The 14,294-nt window shown below is 71.3% G+C and carries 13 protein-coding genes; all 13 read right to left on the minus strand.

Features of this window, described 5'->3' with window-relative positions:
• Positions 1-92 precede the first annotated feature (92 nt).
• The 13 genes from ABZ898_RS09810 to ABZ898_RS09870 all read right to left on the minus strand — a co-directional run bounded on the left by ABZ898_RS09810 (position 93) and on the right by ABZ898_RS09870 (position 14,259).
• Positions 93-1,316 carry a DivIVA domain-containing protein gene (locus ABZ898_RS09810; protein ID WP_361655011.1) on the minus strand — a complete coding sequence of 408 codons (1,224 nt, stop codon included), beginning with the start codon at positions 1,314-1,316 and terminating at the stop codon, positions 93-95.
• Positions 1,317-1,368: 52 nt separating this feature from the next.
• The gene (locus ABZ898_RS09815; protein WP_361655014.1) at positions 1,369-1,659 is read right to left on the minus strand and encodes a YggT family protein; all 291 of its coding nucleotides are present in this window, start codon (positions 1,657-1,659) and stop codon (positions 1,369-1,371) included.
• Between the two features lie 49 nt (positions 1,660-1,708).
• Positions 1,709-2,350, minus strand: a complete 642-nt coding sequence (gene sepF, locus ABZ898_RS09820) for a cell division protein SepF (RefSeq protein WP_361655016.1) — start codon at positions 2,348-2,350, stop codon at positions 1,709-1,711.
• A gap of 129 nt (positions 2,351-2,479) precedes the next feature.
• Entirely contained in the window at positions 2,480-3,199 is a 720-nt protein-coding gene (locus tag ABZ898_RS09825; protein ID WP_361655019.1) for a YggS family pyridoxal phosphate-dependent enzyme, read from the minus strand.
• Positions 3,200-3,205: 6 nt separating this feature from the next.
• Complete coding sequence (gene pgeF, locus ABZ898_RS09830; protein WP_361655022.1) at positions 3,206-3,934, minus strand: peptidoglycan editing factor PgeF; 729 nt, start codon at positions 3,932-3,934, stop codon at positions 3,206-3,208.
• Complete coding sequence (gene ftsZ / locus ABZ898_RS09835) at positions 3,931-5,157, minus strand: cell division protein FtsZ (RefSeq protein WP_361655024.1); 1,227 nt, start codon at positions 5,155-5,157, stop codon at positions 3,931-3,933. The genes pgeF and ftsZ overlap by 4 nt, the downstream gene beginning before the upstream one ends.
• Before the next feature lie 277 nt (positions 5,158-5,434).
• On the minus strand, positions 5,435-6,229 hold the full coding sequence (locus ABZ898_RS09840; RefSeq protein ID WP_361655026.1) for an FtsQ-type POTRA domain-containing protein: 795 nt from the start codon (positions 6,227-6,229) through the stop codon (positions 5,435-5,437).
• 26 nt (positions 6,230-6,255) lie between these two features.
• Positions 6,256-7,344 carry an undecaprenyldiphospho-muramoylpentapeptide beta-N-acetylglucosaminyltransferase gene (gene murG, locus ABZ898_RS09845; protein WP_361655028.1) on the minus strand — a complete coding sequence of 363 codons (1,089 nt, stop codon included), beginning with the start codon at positions 7,342-7,344 and terminating at the stop codon, positions 6,256-6,258.
• A 6-nt stretch (positions 7,345-7,350) separates the two neighbouring features.
• The gene (gene ftsW / locus ABZ898_RS09850) at positions 7,351-8,706 is read right to left on the minus strand and encodes a putative lipid II flippase FtsW (RefSeq protein WP_361655031.1); all 1,356 of its coding nucleotides are present in this window, start codon (positions 8,704-8,706) and stop codon (positions 7,351-7,353) included.
• Between the two features lie 70 nt (positions 8,707-8,776).
• Positions 8,777-10,219, minus strand: a complete 1,443-nt coding sequence (gene murD / locus ABZ898_RS09855) for a UDP-N-acetylmuramoyl-L-alanine--D-glutamate ligase (protein ID WP_361655034.1) — start codon at positions 10,217-10,219, stop codon at positions 8,777-8,779.
• Entirely contained in the window at positions 10,201-11,274 is a 1,074-nt protein-coding gene (gene mraY, locus ABZ898_RS09860; RefSeq protein ID WP_361655037.1) for a phospho-N-acetylmuramoyl-pentapeptide-transferase, read from the minus strand. Before mraY ends, murD begins: the two co-directional genes overlap by 19 nt.
• Complete coding sequence (murF, locus tag ABZ898_RS09865) at positions 11,271-12,686, minus strand: UDP-N-acetylmuramoyl-tripeptide--D-alanyl-D-alanine ligase (RefSeq protein ID WP_361655040.1); 1,416 nt, start codon at positions 12,684-12,686, stop codon at positions 11,271-11,273. The genes mraY and murF overlap by 4 nt, the downstream gene beginning before the upstream one ends.
• Before the next feature lie 4 nt (positions 12,687-12,690).
• A complete protein-coding gene (locus ABZ898_RS09870) occupies positions 12,691-14,259 on the minus strand; it encodes a UDP-N-acetylmuramoyl-L-alanyl-D-glutamate--2,6-diaminopimelate ligase (RefSeq protein WP_361655043.1) in 1,569 nt (522 codons plus the stop codon).
• Between the last annotated feature and the right edge of the window lie 35 nt (positions 14,260-14,294).

Consider the following 14,294-nt stretch of genomic DNA (forward strand, 5'->3'; position numbering starts at 1 on the left):
CGCGTAAAACAGGGCGGCCCCCGGACCGGAGTCCGGGGGCCGCCCTGGGCGCTGCCGACGCCTATGGCGTACTGCTTGGCCTTACGCGGCCGTCAGTTGTCGTCCTCGTCGATCAGGAACCCGCGCATCGGCGAGGGAGCCTGACCCATCGGGGACGGGCCCTGCGGCCGGACCGGAGCCATCGGCTGGGTCATGGCCGGCGTCATCTGCTGCTGGCCGCCGTAGGACGGACCGGCGGGCGACTGCGGGGCACCCATGCCCTGGTTGCCGCCGCCGTAGGACGGGGCACCCGCACCGGCCGGCGCCATCGAGGGCGACGGGGACGGCGGCAGGGACGGGGCGGCCGGGGTGCGCGGCGGAGCGAGCGAGTCGTCGGCCTGCGTCTCGAGCTGACGGAGCTGAGACTCCAGGTACGACTTCAGACGCGTCCGGTACTCGCGCTCGAAGCCGCGCAGGTCCTCGACCTTGCGCTCCAGCGTGGCGCGGGCGGACTCCAGGGAGCCCATGGCGACGCGGTGCTTCTCCTGCGCGTCCCGCTCCAGGGCGTCGGCCTTGGCCCGGGCGTCGCGCTCCAGACCCTCGGCGCGGCTGCGGGCCTCACCGACGATCTTGTTGGCCTCGGAGCGGGCCTCGGCGATCGCCTGGTCGGCGGTCTGCTGGGCCAGCGAGAGGACACGCGCGGCGCTGTCGCCGCCGGGGCCACCCTGACCGGGCAGGCCGGGGCCGCCCATCGGACCGCCCATGGGGCCGCCCATCTGCTGCGGCATGGGCGGCTGGCCGCCCATCGGACCCTGGCCCATCGGACCGGGACCCTGACCCATGGGACCGGGGCCCTGACCCATCGGACCGGGACCCATCTGGCCCTGGCCCATCTGTCCCTGACCCTGGCCCATCGGACCGGGGCCCATCTGGCCCTGGCCCATGGGGCCGGGACCCTGCGGGCCGCCCTGTCCGCCGGGACCGGCGGGGAGCTGCGGGGCACCGCTCGGCAGCTGGGGCGGGCCGCCCATGGGGCCGCCCATCTGCTGCTGCGGCGGGCCCGATATCCCGGCGGGCACCGGGGCGCCGGGACCGCGCATGCCCTGCTGCTGCTGGTCCTGCTGCTCCGGGGGCTTGCGCATGTTCTGCTGGTTCTGCGCGGCGGCACGCGTGGCGGCGGCCAGCTTGGCGCGCAGGTCCTCGTTCTCGCGCAGCAGACGGGTCAGTTCGGCTTCGACCTCGTCGAGGAAGGCATCGACCTCGTCCTCGTCATAGCCTTCTCGGAGGCGGACGGTCGTGAACTGCTTGTTCCGCACGTCCTCGGGGGTCAACGGCATCTCTTCACCTCAACGTAGTCATCGGCAGTCGGCAAGACCGTATCGTCCACCCTCATCGCACGAAGCTCCCCGCCACGGAGATGAGGATGTAGACGATGATCATCAGGACGAAGAAGGACAGGTCGAGTGCCACGCCCCCGAGCCGCAACGGCGGGATGAACCGCCGCAGAAGCTTCAACGGTGGATCGGTGACAGTGTAGGTGGCCTCCAGTACGACCACCATCGCCTTGCCGGGTTGCCACGAGCGGGCGAACTGGAAGACATAGTCCATGACCAGCCGGAAGATCAGGATGACGAGGAACACCATCAGCGCGATGTAGATCACCTGCGCGAACACGCTCATGGCTGTGCTTCCCTCTCCCCTGTTCCATGCATCTTCCGGTGGTGCGTCTTCAGCTCTGGTTGAAGAACCCGCCCTCTGCGATGCGGGCCTTGTCCTCCGCCGTGACATCGACGTTAGCAGGAGACAAGAGGAAGACCTTCTGCGTCACCCGTTCGATACTGCCGTGAAGTCCAAACACCAAACCCGCCGCAAAGTCGACAAGTCGCTTCGCGTCCGTGTCGTCCATCTCCGTCAGATTCATGATCACCGGAGTGCCCTCGCGGAAGTGTTCCCCGATGGTACGGGCCTCGTTGTAGGTCCGCGGGTGCAGGGTGGTGATGCGGTACGGCTCTCGTTCCGACACGACCTTGGGCATGATCACCGGCGCGTTCTTCTCCAGGGACTGACGTTCTTGTGTGATGGACGCCACGGGCGCGATCCGCGCCGGGCGCCCCGAATCCGCGGTCAGCGCCGGGGAATGGGACACCGGTTCGCGCTGCGCCGGAGGCTGTACCACTCGCACCGATTCGTCCCTCTGGGACACATGTGCACTGTGCGACTGGTGTGTCGGCTCGTGCCGTCGGTGGTCCCGCTCGGGCTCCGGGTCCAGTTCGGGCTCGAAGTCGTCGTCGGGGTCGAAACCCCGGCCGTCGTACCCATCGTCCTCCACGAGGCCGAGGTAGACCGCCATCTTGCGCATCGCGCCGGCCATGCTCTGAGTCCTCCGCTCTGTGGTGGATCGGGTGACGACTTCCGAGTTCCCGCGATCCACTCGGTCGTTGCGCCCGCTTTCGGCGGGCATTGACCATATTTTCTGCTGTGGTCCGACTTCTTGGCGACGTTACCCGAGCCTGGCACGGACTCCGAGTACCGCGCTGCCGACGCGCACATGTGTCGCCCCGGCCGCCACGGCCTCCTCGAGGTCCGCGCTCATCCCCGCTGACACCATGGTTGCAGCCGGATGGGTCCGGCGCAGGTCCGTCGACAAATCCACGAGCCGTTCGAACGCGGCGCGTTCGCGTCCCGCGTACTCCCCGCTGAGAGGCGCGACGGTCATCAGACCGTCGAGCCGCAGTCCGGGCGAGGCGGCGATCAGGTCCGCCAGCTCCCCGATCCCGTCCGGTGCGATCCCGCCCCGCTCGCCCCGGCCGCTCGCGTCCGCGTCCAGTGCGACCTGGATGAGGCAGCCGACCTCGCGCCCGGCGCGCACGGCCTCCTTGGAGAGCGCGGTGACGAGCCGGGCCCGGTCGACCGACTGCACGATGTCGGCGTAACCGACCACGGATCGCACCTTGTTGGTCTGCAACTGGCCGACGAAGTGCCACTCCAGGGGCAGATCCGCGCACTCCGCGTGCTTCGGCGCCGCGTCCTGGTCCCGGTTCTCGGCGACCTGACGCACCCCCAGTCCGGAGAGAATCCTTACGTCGTCGGCCGGGTAGGTCTTGGTGACCACGATCAGGGTCACCTCTTCCCGTGCCCGCCCCGCGGCCGCGCACGCGGCGGCGATGCGTTCCTCAACCTTCGCCAGGTTCCCGGCGAGTTCGGTCCTACGGTCCGTCATGCCCCGTCAGTCCAGCCACACATAGCCGGCGAGCCGCCCGGTGGTGCGGTCGCGGCGGTACGAGAAGTGATCGTCCGACTCCCTGGTGCACACCGGGGACTGCTCCCGGTCGCGCACCCCGAGCCGGTCGAGCTGCGCGTGCACTCCGGCGCTCACGTCGACGGCGGGAGTGCCCCAGCTCGTCACGGCGTGCGCCGCCGGTTCGGCCGCGGCCACCTCGGCGCGCATCGCCTCCGGCACCTCGTAGCACCGGCCGCACACGGCGGGTCCGGTGCGGGCGACGATCCGGCCGGGCTCGGCGCCGAGCGCGGTCATGGCCCGGACGGCGGCCGGGACGACCCCGGCGAGCATGCCGGGCCGCCCCGCGTGCGCCGCGGCGACGACACCCGCGACGGGGTCGGCCAGCAGCACCGGTACGCAGTCGGCGGTGAGCACGGCGAGGGCGAGTCCGCGCCGGGCGGTGACGAGCGCGTCGACCTCCGGCACGGGGCGATCGCCCCAGGGCTCGTCCACGACCACGACGTCGGCGCCGTGCACCTGGTTCATCCAGACCACCCGGGCCGGGTCCACGCCCAGCCCCTTGGCGGTCAGTTCGCGGTTGGTCCGCACGGCGCCGGGGTCGTCGCCGACCGCGCCGCCGAGGTTGAGCTCCGCATACGGAGCGGCGCTCACCCCGCCCCACCTGTCGGTGAAGGCGAAGTGCGCGCCGCTCACGTGTCCGCGCTGTCCTATCACTTCAGGAAGTCCGGCACGTCCAGCTCCTCGGCGGCGCTGTCCGCGTAGGTCCGCGACTGCGGCACCGGCGGGGCCACCGGGATCTCGACCACCGGCTCGGGAGCCGGCTCCGGCTCCTCCTTCGGGGTCACGCTGCCGAGGGAACCGAAGCTCGGGCGGCTCTCCGGCTGCTGCTGACGCGGCGGGGCGGCGGGCTCCTCGCGGCGCTGGGCCGAGGAGCCCGCGGAGGAGGACGCCGAGGACGAGCCGAGGACGTTGTCCCGGCGGGCCGGGGGCTGGCCGCCGTCGAAGCCGGCCGCGATCACGGTGACCCGCACCTCGTCGCCGAGGGCGTCGTCGATGACCGCGCCGAAGATGATGTTGGCCTCGGGGTGGGCCGCCTCGCTGACCAGCTGGGCGGCCTCGTTGATCTCGAACAGGCCGAGGTCGGAGCCGCCGGAGATGGAGAGCAGCACGCCCCGGGCGCCGTCGATGGACGCCTCCAGCAGCGGCGAGGAGATCGCCATCTCGGCGGCGGCCACCGCGCGGTCGTCGCCGCGGGCCGAGCCGATGCCCATGAGGGCCGAACCGGCCTCGGACATGACCGACTTGACGTCGGCGAAGTCGAGGTTGATCAGGCCGGGGGTGGTGATGAGGTCGGTGATGCCCTGGACACCGGAGAGCAGGACCTGGTCGGCGGACTTGAACGCGTCCAGGACCGAGACCTGGCGGTCCGAGATGGACAGCAGCCGGTCGTTGGGGATGACGATGAGGGTGTCGACCTCTTCGCGCAGCTCGGCGATGCCGTCCTCGGCCTGGTTGGCCCGGCGCCGTCCCTCGAAGGTGAACGGGCGGGTGACCACGCCGATGGTGAGGGCGCCCAGCGAGCGGGCGATGTTGGCCACGACGGGCGCGCCGCCGGTGCCGGTGCCGCCGCCCTCGCCGGCGGTCACGAAGACCATGTCGGCCCCCTTGAGGACCTCCTCGATCTCCTCGCGGTGGTCCTCGGCGGCCTTGCGGCCGACGGCCGGGTTGGCGCCGGCGCCGAGTCCGCGGGTGAGTTCCCGGCCGACGTCCAGCTTGACGTCGGCGTCGCTCATCAACAGCGCCTGCGCGTCGGTGTTGATGGCGATGAACTCGACGCCCTTGAGGCCGACCTCGATCATCCGGTTGATGGCATTGACACCACCGCCGCCGACACCGATGACCTTGATGACTGCGAGGTAGTTCTGCGGTGCTGCCACGTCGAAGGCCTCTCGCCTCGAATTACGTTGTCGCGCCGGGCGGTTGCCCGACCGGGACGACGGATGCCGAATTGGGACGGTCCGAACGCCGACCCGAACCCTAACGCTGAAGTTTAGGGTTACCAGTGTGTCTGTTCCCTGGAGTCTTCTGAACAGGACACTAAGTCGACAAGCGGCGCCCGTTCAACGAACACGCCGAACCTCCCGTTTTTCTTTTCACCCTATGTGATCAGCCGTAGCAGTGCCCAACCAGGGTGCTGGCCTGCGCTGATGTGCGTCAACTCCCCGATGACGCGGGGGCGGTGGGCACGCTCACATCGAAGTGCCGGGCGTTCGGAGCTGCTTTCATGAGAGCTGTGAGGGCCCGTGCCTTGGCGCGGCCCTCCTCGCCGCTCCCCCAGTCCACGGTGCGCCCGTGGCCCAACTCCAGGGTGATGGCGTCGAACGAGCCGACCCGGACGGTTCCGGTGTCCCTGGCGACCGCCACGGGGAGACTGCCGGCGACCCGGACAGCCTCGCGCACCAGGCGCGCGGTGCCGAAGCGGCGCAGGCTGGCGGCACCCGATCCCTTGCGAGACGCGGCGAGTTCGAGCATCGGTACACGCCTGGGCGCCTTCCCCACGGTGGCGAACCGTACGCCCTCGTCGTCGATCTCGGTGAACTTCCCGTTCTCGCGGGCGAGCAGCACCGGTGTGCGCTCGGTGATCCTCAGCTTGATGCCGTGCGGCCAGGACCGGGACGCCTCGACGGTGTCGACACGGCGCAAATTCCCCCGCACCCGGGCCTCCACGGCGTCGGTGCCGACCGAGGCCAGCGGGGCGCCGGACGGTACGGCCGCGGCGGCGCGGACCTCGGCGGGGGTGAGCACCCGGGTGCCGGAGACCGAGACGTACCGCACACGCAGCCAGTCGGAGCCGTAGAGCGCCCAGACCGAAGCGCCGCCCAGGAGGAGCAGCACGACGGCCAGAAAGATGATCATACGAAGCCGGGGGCGCCCGAGTTGACGGACGAGCGGCGGGCCGGCCGACTCCTGCTGGCGTTCACCGCGCTCGGCGGTGGTCGAACCGGCCACGCTCGCTGTCCCTTCGTCGTACGTGCCTAGCGGCTGGAGGCGATGGCCTCGCGCACCATGCCGACGAGCAGGTCGTCGGCGTCCCGGCGGCCGAACTCACCGGCGGCGCGGGACATCTCGTAGAGGCGGTGCGGATCGGCCAGGACCGGGAGCACGTTCTGCTGCACCCACTCCGGCGTCAGTTCCGCGTCGTCCACGAGGAGTCCGCCGCCCGCCTTGACCACCGGCTGGGCGTTCAGCCGCTGTTCGCCGTTGCCGATGGGCAGCGGGACGTAGGCGGCCGGGAGTCCGACGGCGGAGAGCTCGGCGACGGTCATCGCGCCCGCGCGGCAGAGCATCATGTCGGCCGCGGCGTACGCGAGGTCCATCCGGTCCACGTAACTTACCGGGATGTACGGGGGCATCCCCGGCATCTGCTGCACCTGCGGCAGTTCGTTCTTCGGGCCGACCGCGTGCAGGATCTGGATGCCGGCCTGCTGGAGCCAGGGCGCGACCCGCTGGACGACCTCGTTGAGGTGCCGTGCGCCCTGCGAGCCGCCGGAGACGAGCAGCGTGGGCAGGTTCGGGTCCAGGCCGAAGCGGGCCCGTGCCTCGGGGCGTACGGCGGCGCGGTCCAGGGTGGCGATGGAGCGGCGCAGCGGGATGCCGATGTAGCGGGCGTCACGCAGCTTGCTGTCGGGCGTGGAGACGGCCACCCGCGCCGCGTAGCGGGAGCCGATCTTGTTGGCCAGGCCGGGGCGGGCGTTGGCCTCGTGGATCACGATCGGCACGCCCAGGCGCTTGGCGGCCAGGTAGGCGGGCAGCGCGACATAGCCGCCGAAGCCCACGACCGCGTCGGCCTTGGTGCGCTCCAGGATCTGCTCGGCGGCCTTGATCGTGCCGCGCAGCCGCCCCGGCACGGTGATCAGCTCGGGCGTGGGCTTGCGCGGCAGCGGCACCGCCGGGATCAGCGCCAGCTCGTAGCCACGCTCGGGGACGAGCCGGGTCTCGAGACCGCGCTCCGTGCCCAGCGCCGTGATCCCCACGGTGGGGTCCTGCCTGCGCAGGGCGTCCGCGAGGGCGAGCGCGGGCTCGATGTGGCCCGCGGTACCCCCGCCGGCGAGTACGACATGCACCGAAATTCACCGCTCTCCGGACGAGCGCGCCGCCGAGGCGCGCCGTCTCATCGTGTTCCATCTCCGTGGCACCCGCTCGGCACGGGAGCCTCCCGCCCGCTTTCTGCCGAAGCGGGGTTGCCGCATCGCGAGTGCCGCCCGCGCACCGGGCTCGTCACGCGCGAAGGCGATCAGCAGCCCGATGGCGAACATGGTCGGCAGCAGCGCGGACCCTCCGTAGGAGAACAGCGGGAGCGGGACTCCGGCGATCGGCAGCAGGCCGAGCACCGCACCGATGTTGATCACCGCCTGGGCGATGATCCACGTCGTCACGCCTCCCGCGGCGTACCTCACGAAGGGGTCCTCCGTGCGTCCGGCCACGCGGATACCCGCATAGCCTAGAGCCGCGAACAGGGCGAGTACCGACAGCGTGCCCGCCAGACCCAGTTCCTCACCTGTGACGGCGAAGATGAAGTCCGTGTGGGCTTCTGGCAGTTGGCCCCATTTCTCCACGCTGGCGCCGAGCCCCGAGCCGAAGATCCCCCCCGACGCGAGGGCGTAGATGCCGTGCACCGCCTGCCAGCAGTCCGCGGCGCCCGCCTTGGGCTCGGTGGCGCCGATGCAGGCGAGCCGGGCCATCCGGTTGGGGCTGGTCTTGATGAGGATCACACCGATCAGCGCCGCCACCGACAGCACCCCGGCGAAGAGCCGGGTCGGGGCTCCGGCGAGCCAGAGCAGGCCGAAGAGGATCGCGGTGAGGATGATCGCGGTGCCCATGTCACCGCCGAGCATGATCAGCCCGAGCAGCAGGAAGGCGACCGGGACCAGCGGCACCAGCATGTGCTTCCACTGGGTCAGCAGCCTCTTGTCCTGCTTGCGGGCGATCAGGTCGGCGCCCCACAGCACCAGGGCGAGCTTGCCGAACTCGCTGGGCTGGATCTGGAAGGAGCCGCCGAGCGAGATCCAGTTCCGGTTGCCGTTGACCGACATCCCTATCCCCGGCACCTGCACCAGCGCCATGGTGAACACGGCGGCGGCCAGGATCGGGTAGGCCAGCGCCCGGTGCAGCCTGACCGGCATCCGGGAGGCGGCGAACAGCAGCACGCCGCCGATCACCGCGGCCAGGAACTGCTTGCGGAAGAAGAACGAGCCGGGCAGCGAGAGCTGCAGCGCGGTGATCTGGGAGGCCGAGTAGACCATCACCAGCCCCAGGACGGTGATCAGCATGCTGCCGCCCAGGATCAGGTAGTAGGCGGTCAGCGGCCGGTCCCAGGCCTTGCGCGCGCGGTCGCGCAGGCGCCGCAGGGGGTTGTCGCCCGCGATCCCGGGGGGTGCGGGACGGGCCGCCCGCACGGGCGGCCGTCCGGTACGGCTACTGGGCATCAACGCCTCCGCTGAACGTCGACCGTCCCACGCGTCCCTCCCAAGATCCGCCCGGCACGGGCGGCCGGGGTCAGGCGCCGAGTTCGCGGACGGCGGCCGCGAACGCGTCGCCGCGCTGGTTGTAGTTGGTGAACATGTCCATGGAGGCGCAGGCCGGGGCCAGCAGGACCGTGTCGCCGGGCCGGGCCAGCCGCTTCGCCTCCGTCACCGCCTGGAGCATCGCCCCAGTGTCGGTCCGGCCGAGGTCCACCACAGGTACTTCCGGGGCGTGTCGCGCGAGGGCCTCGCGGATCAGCGCGCGGTCGGCGCCGATCAGTACGGCCCCGCGCAGCCGCTTCGCCGACGCGGCGACCAGCTCGTCGAACTCGGCGCCCTTGGCGAGGCCGCCGGCGATCCAGACGATCGGCTCGTACGCGGCCAACGACGCCTGCGCGGCGTGGGTGTTGGTGGCCTTGGAGTCGTCCACGTAGGCCACGCCGTCGAGGTCGGCGACGTGGGCGATGCGGTGGGCGTCGGGTTTGAAGGCCCGCAGTCCGTCGCGCACCGCCTGCGGGGGCACCCCGAAGGAGCGGGCGAGGGCCGCCGCCGCGAGGGCGTTGGCGATGTTGTGCGGGGCGGGCGGGTCGACGTCGGCGACCTCGGCCAGCTCCTGCGCGTTCTTCTGGCGGTTCTCCACGAAGGCACGGTCGACCAGGATGCCGTCCACCACGCCGAGTTGGGAGACGCCGGGGGTGCCGAGGGTGAACCCGACGGCCCGGCAGCCCTCCTCGACGTCGGCCTCGCGCACCAGGTCCTCGGTGCGGGGGTCGGCCACGTTGTAGACGCAGGCGACCTGGTTGCCCTCGTAGATGCGGCCCTTGTCGGCGGCGTAGGCGTCCATGGAGCCGTGCCAGTCGAGGTGGTCCGGGGCGAGGTTGAGGACGGCGCCCGAGTAGGCGCGCAGGGAGGGCGCCCAGTGCAGCTGGTAGCTGGACAGCTCGACGGCAAGCACGTCGTACTCCTCGTCGCCGAGGACGGCGTCCAGCAGGGAGACGCCGATGTTGCCGACCGCGGCCGTGCGCAGGCCCGCCGCCTTCAGGATGGAGGCGAGCATCTGCACGGTCGTGGTCTTGCCGTTGGTGCCGGTGACGGCGAGCCAGGGGGCCGCGCCCGGACCCCTGAGCCGCCAGGCCAGCTCGACGTCGCCCCAGACGGGCACGCCGGCCTTCTCCGCCGCGAGGAACAGCGGCTTGTCGGGCTGCCAGCCCGGCGCGGTGACGATCAGCTCGGTGCCCTCGGGCAGGGTCGCGCCGTCGCCGAGGCGGACGGTGATGCCGAGCGCCTCCAGTTCCGCGGCCTGTTCGCGGGCGCGGGCGTCGTCGCCGTCGTTGACGGCCGTGACGATCGCCCCGCGCGCGTGCAGCGCCTTCGCGGCCGGGAGGCCGGAGACGCCGAGTCCGGCGACGGTGACGCGCTTTCCCTGGAATTCGCTGGGTCCCGAAGGCACCGAGGAGGTCACTTGTCCGCTGCCCATCCCGCGTAGAAGAGGCCCAGTCCGACGATGACGCAGATGCCCTGGATGATCCAGAAGCGGACCACGACAAGGACCTCGGACCAGCCCTTGAGTTCGAAGTGGTGCTGGAGCGGTGCCATCCGGAAGACGCGCTTGCCGGTGAGCCGGAAGGAGCCGACCTGGATGACGACCGACATGGTGATGAGGACGAACAGGCCGCCCATGATGGCCACCAGCAGCTCCGTGCGGGAGAGGATGGCCAGGCCGGTGAGGACACCGCCGAGGGCGAGCGAGCCGGTGTCGCCCATGAAGATCTTCGCCGGGGAGGTGTTCCACCACAGGAAGCCCAGGCAGGCGCCCATCAGGGCGGAGGCGACCACCGCGAGGTCCAGCGGGTCGCGCACCTCGTAGCAGGCGGCCGGGTTGGTCAGGGTCATGGCGTTGGCGCAGGACTCCTGGAACTGCCAGACACCGATGAACGTGTAGGCGCCGAAGACGAGGACGGAGGCGCCGGTGGCGAGGCCGTCCAGACCGTCGGTGAGGTTCACGCCGTTGGACATGGCGAGGATCATGAACAGCGCCCAGACCACGAATAGCACCGGGCCGATGGTCCAGCCGAAGTCCGTGATGAACGACAGCTTGGTGGAGGCCGGGGTGTTGCCCCGGTTGTCGGGGAACTGCAGTGCGAGCACCGCGAATCCGATGCCGACTATCAGCTGGCCGGCCATCTTCGCCTTCGCGCGCAGACCGAGCGAGCGGCGCTTGACGATCTTGATGTAGTCGTCGAGGAAGCCGACCAGGCCCATGCCGAACATCAGGCCGAGCACCAGCAGGCCGGAGTACGTCGGCGGCTTGCCGGTGATCACCTTGCTGATGAAGTACGCGGCGATCGTGGCCAGGATGAAGGCGATACCGCCCATCGTCGGCGTACCGCGCTTGCTGGCGTGCTCGCGCGGGCCGTCGTCGCGGATGTACTGGCCGTAGCCCTTGCGGGCGAGGAGCTTGATCAGCAGCGGGGTGCCGATCAGCGTCAGGAAGAGACCGATGACGCCCGAGAACAGGACCTGGTTCATCATCGGGCGGCGACCTCACCCTCGGTACCGGCGTCGGCGAGCGTCTGGGCGACCCTCTCCAGCCCCACCGACCGGGACGCCTTCACCAGCACGACGTCCCCCGGACGCAACTGCTTGCGCAAAAGGTCGATCGCCGCCTGCGCGTCGGACACGTGCACCGACTCCTCACCCCACGAACCCTCGTTGTATGCGCCCAGTTGCAGCCAGGAGGCTTCGATGCCACCGACCGCGACGAGCTTGCTGACGTTGAGCCGGACGGCGAGCCGTCCGACCGCGTCGTGCTCGGCGAGAGCCTCGTCCCCCAGCTCGGCCATCTTGCCGAGCACCGCCCACGTGCGGCGCCCCTTGCCCATGGCCGCGAGCGCCTTGAGGGCGGCACGCATGGACTCGGGGTTGGCGTTGTAGGCGTCATTGACGATGGTCACGCCGTCCGGGCGCTCGGTGACCTCCATGCGCCAGCGGGAGAGGGTGCCCGCACCGGAGAGCGCCGAGGCGATCTCACTTGCGGACATGCCCAGCTCATGGGCGACGGCGGCCGCGGCGAGCGCGTTCGACACGTGGTGCTCACCGTACAGGCGCATGGTCACATCGCTTGCACCGGAGGGTGTGTGAAGCCTGAAGGAGGGCTGTCCGCTGTCCGTGAGTCGTACGTTCTCGGCGCGTACGTCCGCTTCGGCCGACTCTCCGAAAAGGACCACCTTCGCCTTGGTACGGGAGGCCATCGCGCGCACCAGCGGGTCGTCGGCGTTGAGGATCGCCGCGCCGCCGTCCGCCGCCGCGGGAAGGCTCTCCACGAGCTCGCCCTTGGCCTGGGCGATCTGCTCACGGCCGCCGAACTCGCCGATGTGGGCGCTGCCGACGTTGAGGACCAGGCCGACCTTCGGCGGGGTGAGCCCGGCGAGGTAGCGGATGTGCCCGATGCCGCGGGCGCCCATCTCCAGCACGAGGAACTTCGTCTCCTCGGTGGCGGACAGGGCGGTCAGCGGCAGCCCGATCTCGTTGTTGAGCGAGCCCGGCGTGAACACGGTCGGCGCCTTGCCGCCCAGCACCTGGGCGATGAGGTCCTTGGTGCTGGTCTTGCCGGCCGAGCCGGTCAGGGCGACGAGGGTCGCGCCGAGCCGTTCGACGACATGCCGGGCGAGGGCGCCGAGAGCGTCCTGGACGTCGTCCACGACGATCGCGGGCACGCCGACGGGACGCGACGCCAGCACGGCGACCGCGCCCGCCTCGACGACCTGCGCGGCGAAGTCGTGGCCGTCCACCCGCTCGCCGACGAAGGCGACGAACAGGGTGCCGGGCACCACCTCGCGGGAGTCCCGGACGACCGGTCCGGTGACCTGGACGGACGTGTCCGGTATGTCGTGTGTCTGCCCGCCGACGACTGCTGCGATCTCGGCGAGGGAGAGGGCGATCACAAGTTCATCCCTGGGTGTTCTGGATAGCTTCGCGGAGCACCTGGCGGTCGTCGAAGGGACGGATCACGCCGGCGATGTCCTGACCCTGCTCGTGGCCCTTGCCCGCGACCAGCACCGTGTCGCCGGCGGCCGCGCGGCCCACGGCGGCGGCGATGGCGGCGGCCCGCTCCTCGAAGAGCAGCACCTCGCCCCGCTCGTGCGCGGGCACGGAGGCGGCGCCTTCGAGCATGGTCGCCAGGATCGCCAGGGGGTCCTCGGAGCGGGGGTTGTCGGAGGTCAGTACGGCCGTGTCGGCGTACCGGGCCGCGGCCGCGCCCATCGGGCCGCGCTTGGTGCGGTCGCGGTCGCCGCCGCAGCCGAGCACGAGGTGCAGCCGGCCCTTGGTGACCTTGCGCAGCGCCTTGAGCACCGACTCGACCGCGTCGGTCTTGTGGGCGTAGTCGACGACGGCGAGGTAGGGCTGTCCGGCGTCGACGCGCTCCAGGCGGCCGGGGACGCCGGGGACGGCGGCGATGCCGTCGGCGGCGGTCTGCGGGTCGATCCCGGCGGCGGCCAGGGCGGCCAGCGCGGCGAGGGTGTTGGCCACGTTGAACGGGCCGGGCAGCGGCGAACGGGCGTGCACGCGCTCGCCGTTCGGGCCGAGCGCGGTGAACGTCGAGTCCATCGGGCCGACCTGCACGTCCTCGGCGCGCCAGTCGGCGTCCGGGTGGCCCTCGGCGGAGAAGGTGACCACCGGGACGGTGGCCTCGGTGACGAGTCTGCGGCCGTACTCGTCGTCGGCGTTGACCACGCCGAGCCTGCTGCGCCCGGGGGTGAACAGGCTCGCCTTGGCCTGGAAGTAGTCCTCCATGCCGGAGTGGAACTCCATGTGCTCCGGGCTGAGGTTGTTGAAGACCGCGATGTCGAAGACGCAGGCGTCGACCCGGCCGAGGACCAGGGCGTGGCTGGAGACCTCCATGGCGACGGCGTCGGTGCCGCGTTCGCGCATGACGGCGAACAGGGCCTGGAGGTCGGTGGCCTCGGGGGTGGTGCGCTCGGACTTGATGCGCTCCTCGCCGATACGGGTCTCGACCGTGCCGACCAGGCCGGTGGCGCGGTCGGCGGCCTTCAGACCGCCCTCGACCAGATAGGCGGTGGTGGTCTTGCCGGAGGTGCCGGTGATGCCGATCTGGAGCATGTCCCGGCCGGGGTGGCCGTAGATGGTGGCCGCCAGCTCGCCCATCCGTCCGCGCGGGTCCTCGACGACCAGGACCGGCAGTCCGGTCGCGGCGGCGCGCTCGGCGCCCGCGGGATCGGTGAGCACGGCGACGGCGCCGAGTCCGGCGGCCTGGGTGGCGAAGTCCGCGCCGTGCAGCCGGGCGCCGGGCAGGGCGGCGTACAGGTCACCGGGGCGGACCGCCCGCGAGTCGTGGGTGATACCGGTGACCCCGGCGGACTCGGCGGGCGCGGCGGTACCCAGTTGGCCGGCCAGTTCCGCGAGGGAGGTGGCGGTGACCTGAACCGGTCGCGGCGGTCCCGGATTTGTCACGGAAGCGCCCTTCTGAGTGGTTTGGGACTGATCGGCGTGTGGCACGGCGGTGAGCGTACCGGGAGTACCCGCTCCGGAGC

Source organism: Streptomyces sp. NPDC046860, assembly GCF_040645115.1.
GTDB lineage: Bacteria > Actinomycetota > Actinomycetes > Streptomycetales > Streptomycetaceae > Streptomyces.

Bases quoted from the DNA above. Each gene is read 5' to 3' on its own strand.
- ABZ898_RS09810 (WP_361655011.1), bottom strand. From the start codon at position 1,316: ATGCCGTTGACCCCCGAGGACGTGCGGAACAAGCAGTTCACGACCGTC.
- ABZ898_RS09815 (WP_361655014.1), bottom strand. From the start codon at position 1,659: ATGAGCGTGTTCGCGCAGGTGATCTACATCGCGCTGATGGTGTTCCTC.
- sepF (WP_361655016.1), bottom strand. From the start codon at position 2,350: ATGGCCGGCGCGATGCGCAAGATGGCGGTCTACCTCGGCCTCGTGGAG.
- ABZ898_RS09825 (WP_361655019.1), bottom strand. From the start codon at position 3,199: ATGACGGACCGTAGGACCGAACTCGCCGGGAACCTGGCGAAGGTTGAG.
- ftsW (WP_361655031.1), bottom strand. From the start codon at position 8,706: ATGCCCAGTAGCCGTACCGGACGGCCGCCCGTGCGGGCGGCCCGTCCC.
- murD (WP_361655034.1), bottom strand. From the start codon at position 10,219: ATGGGCAGCGGACAAGTGACCTCCTCGGTGCCTTCGGGACCCAGCGAA.
- mraY (WP_361655037.1), bottom strand. From the start codon at position 11,274: ATGATGAACCAGGTCCTGTTCTCGGGCGTCATCGGTCTCTTCCTGACG.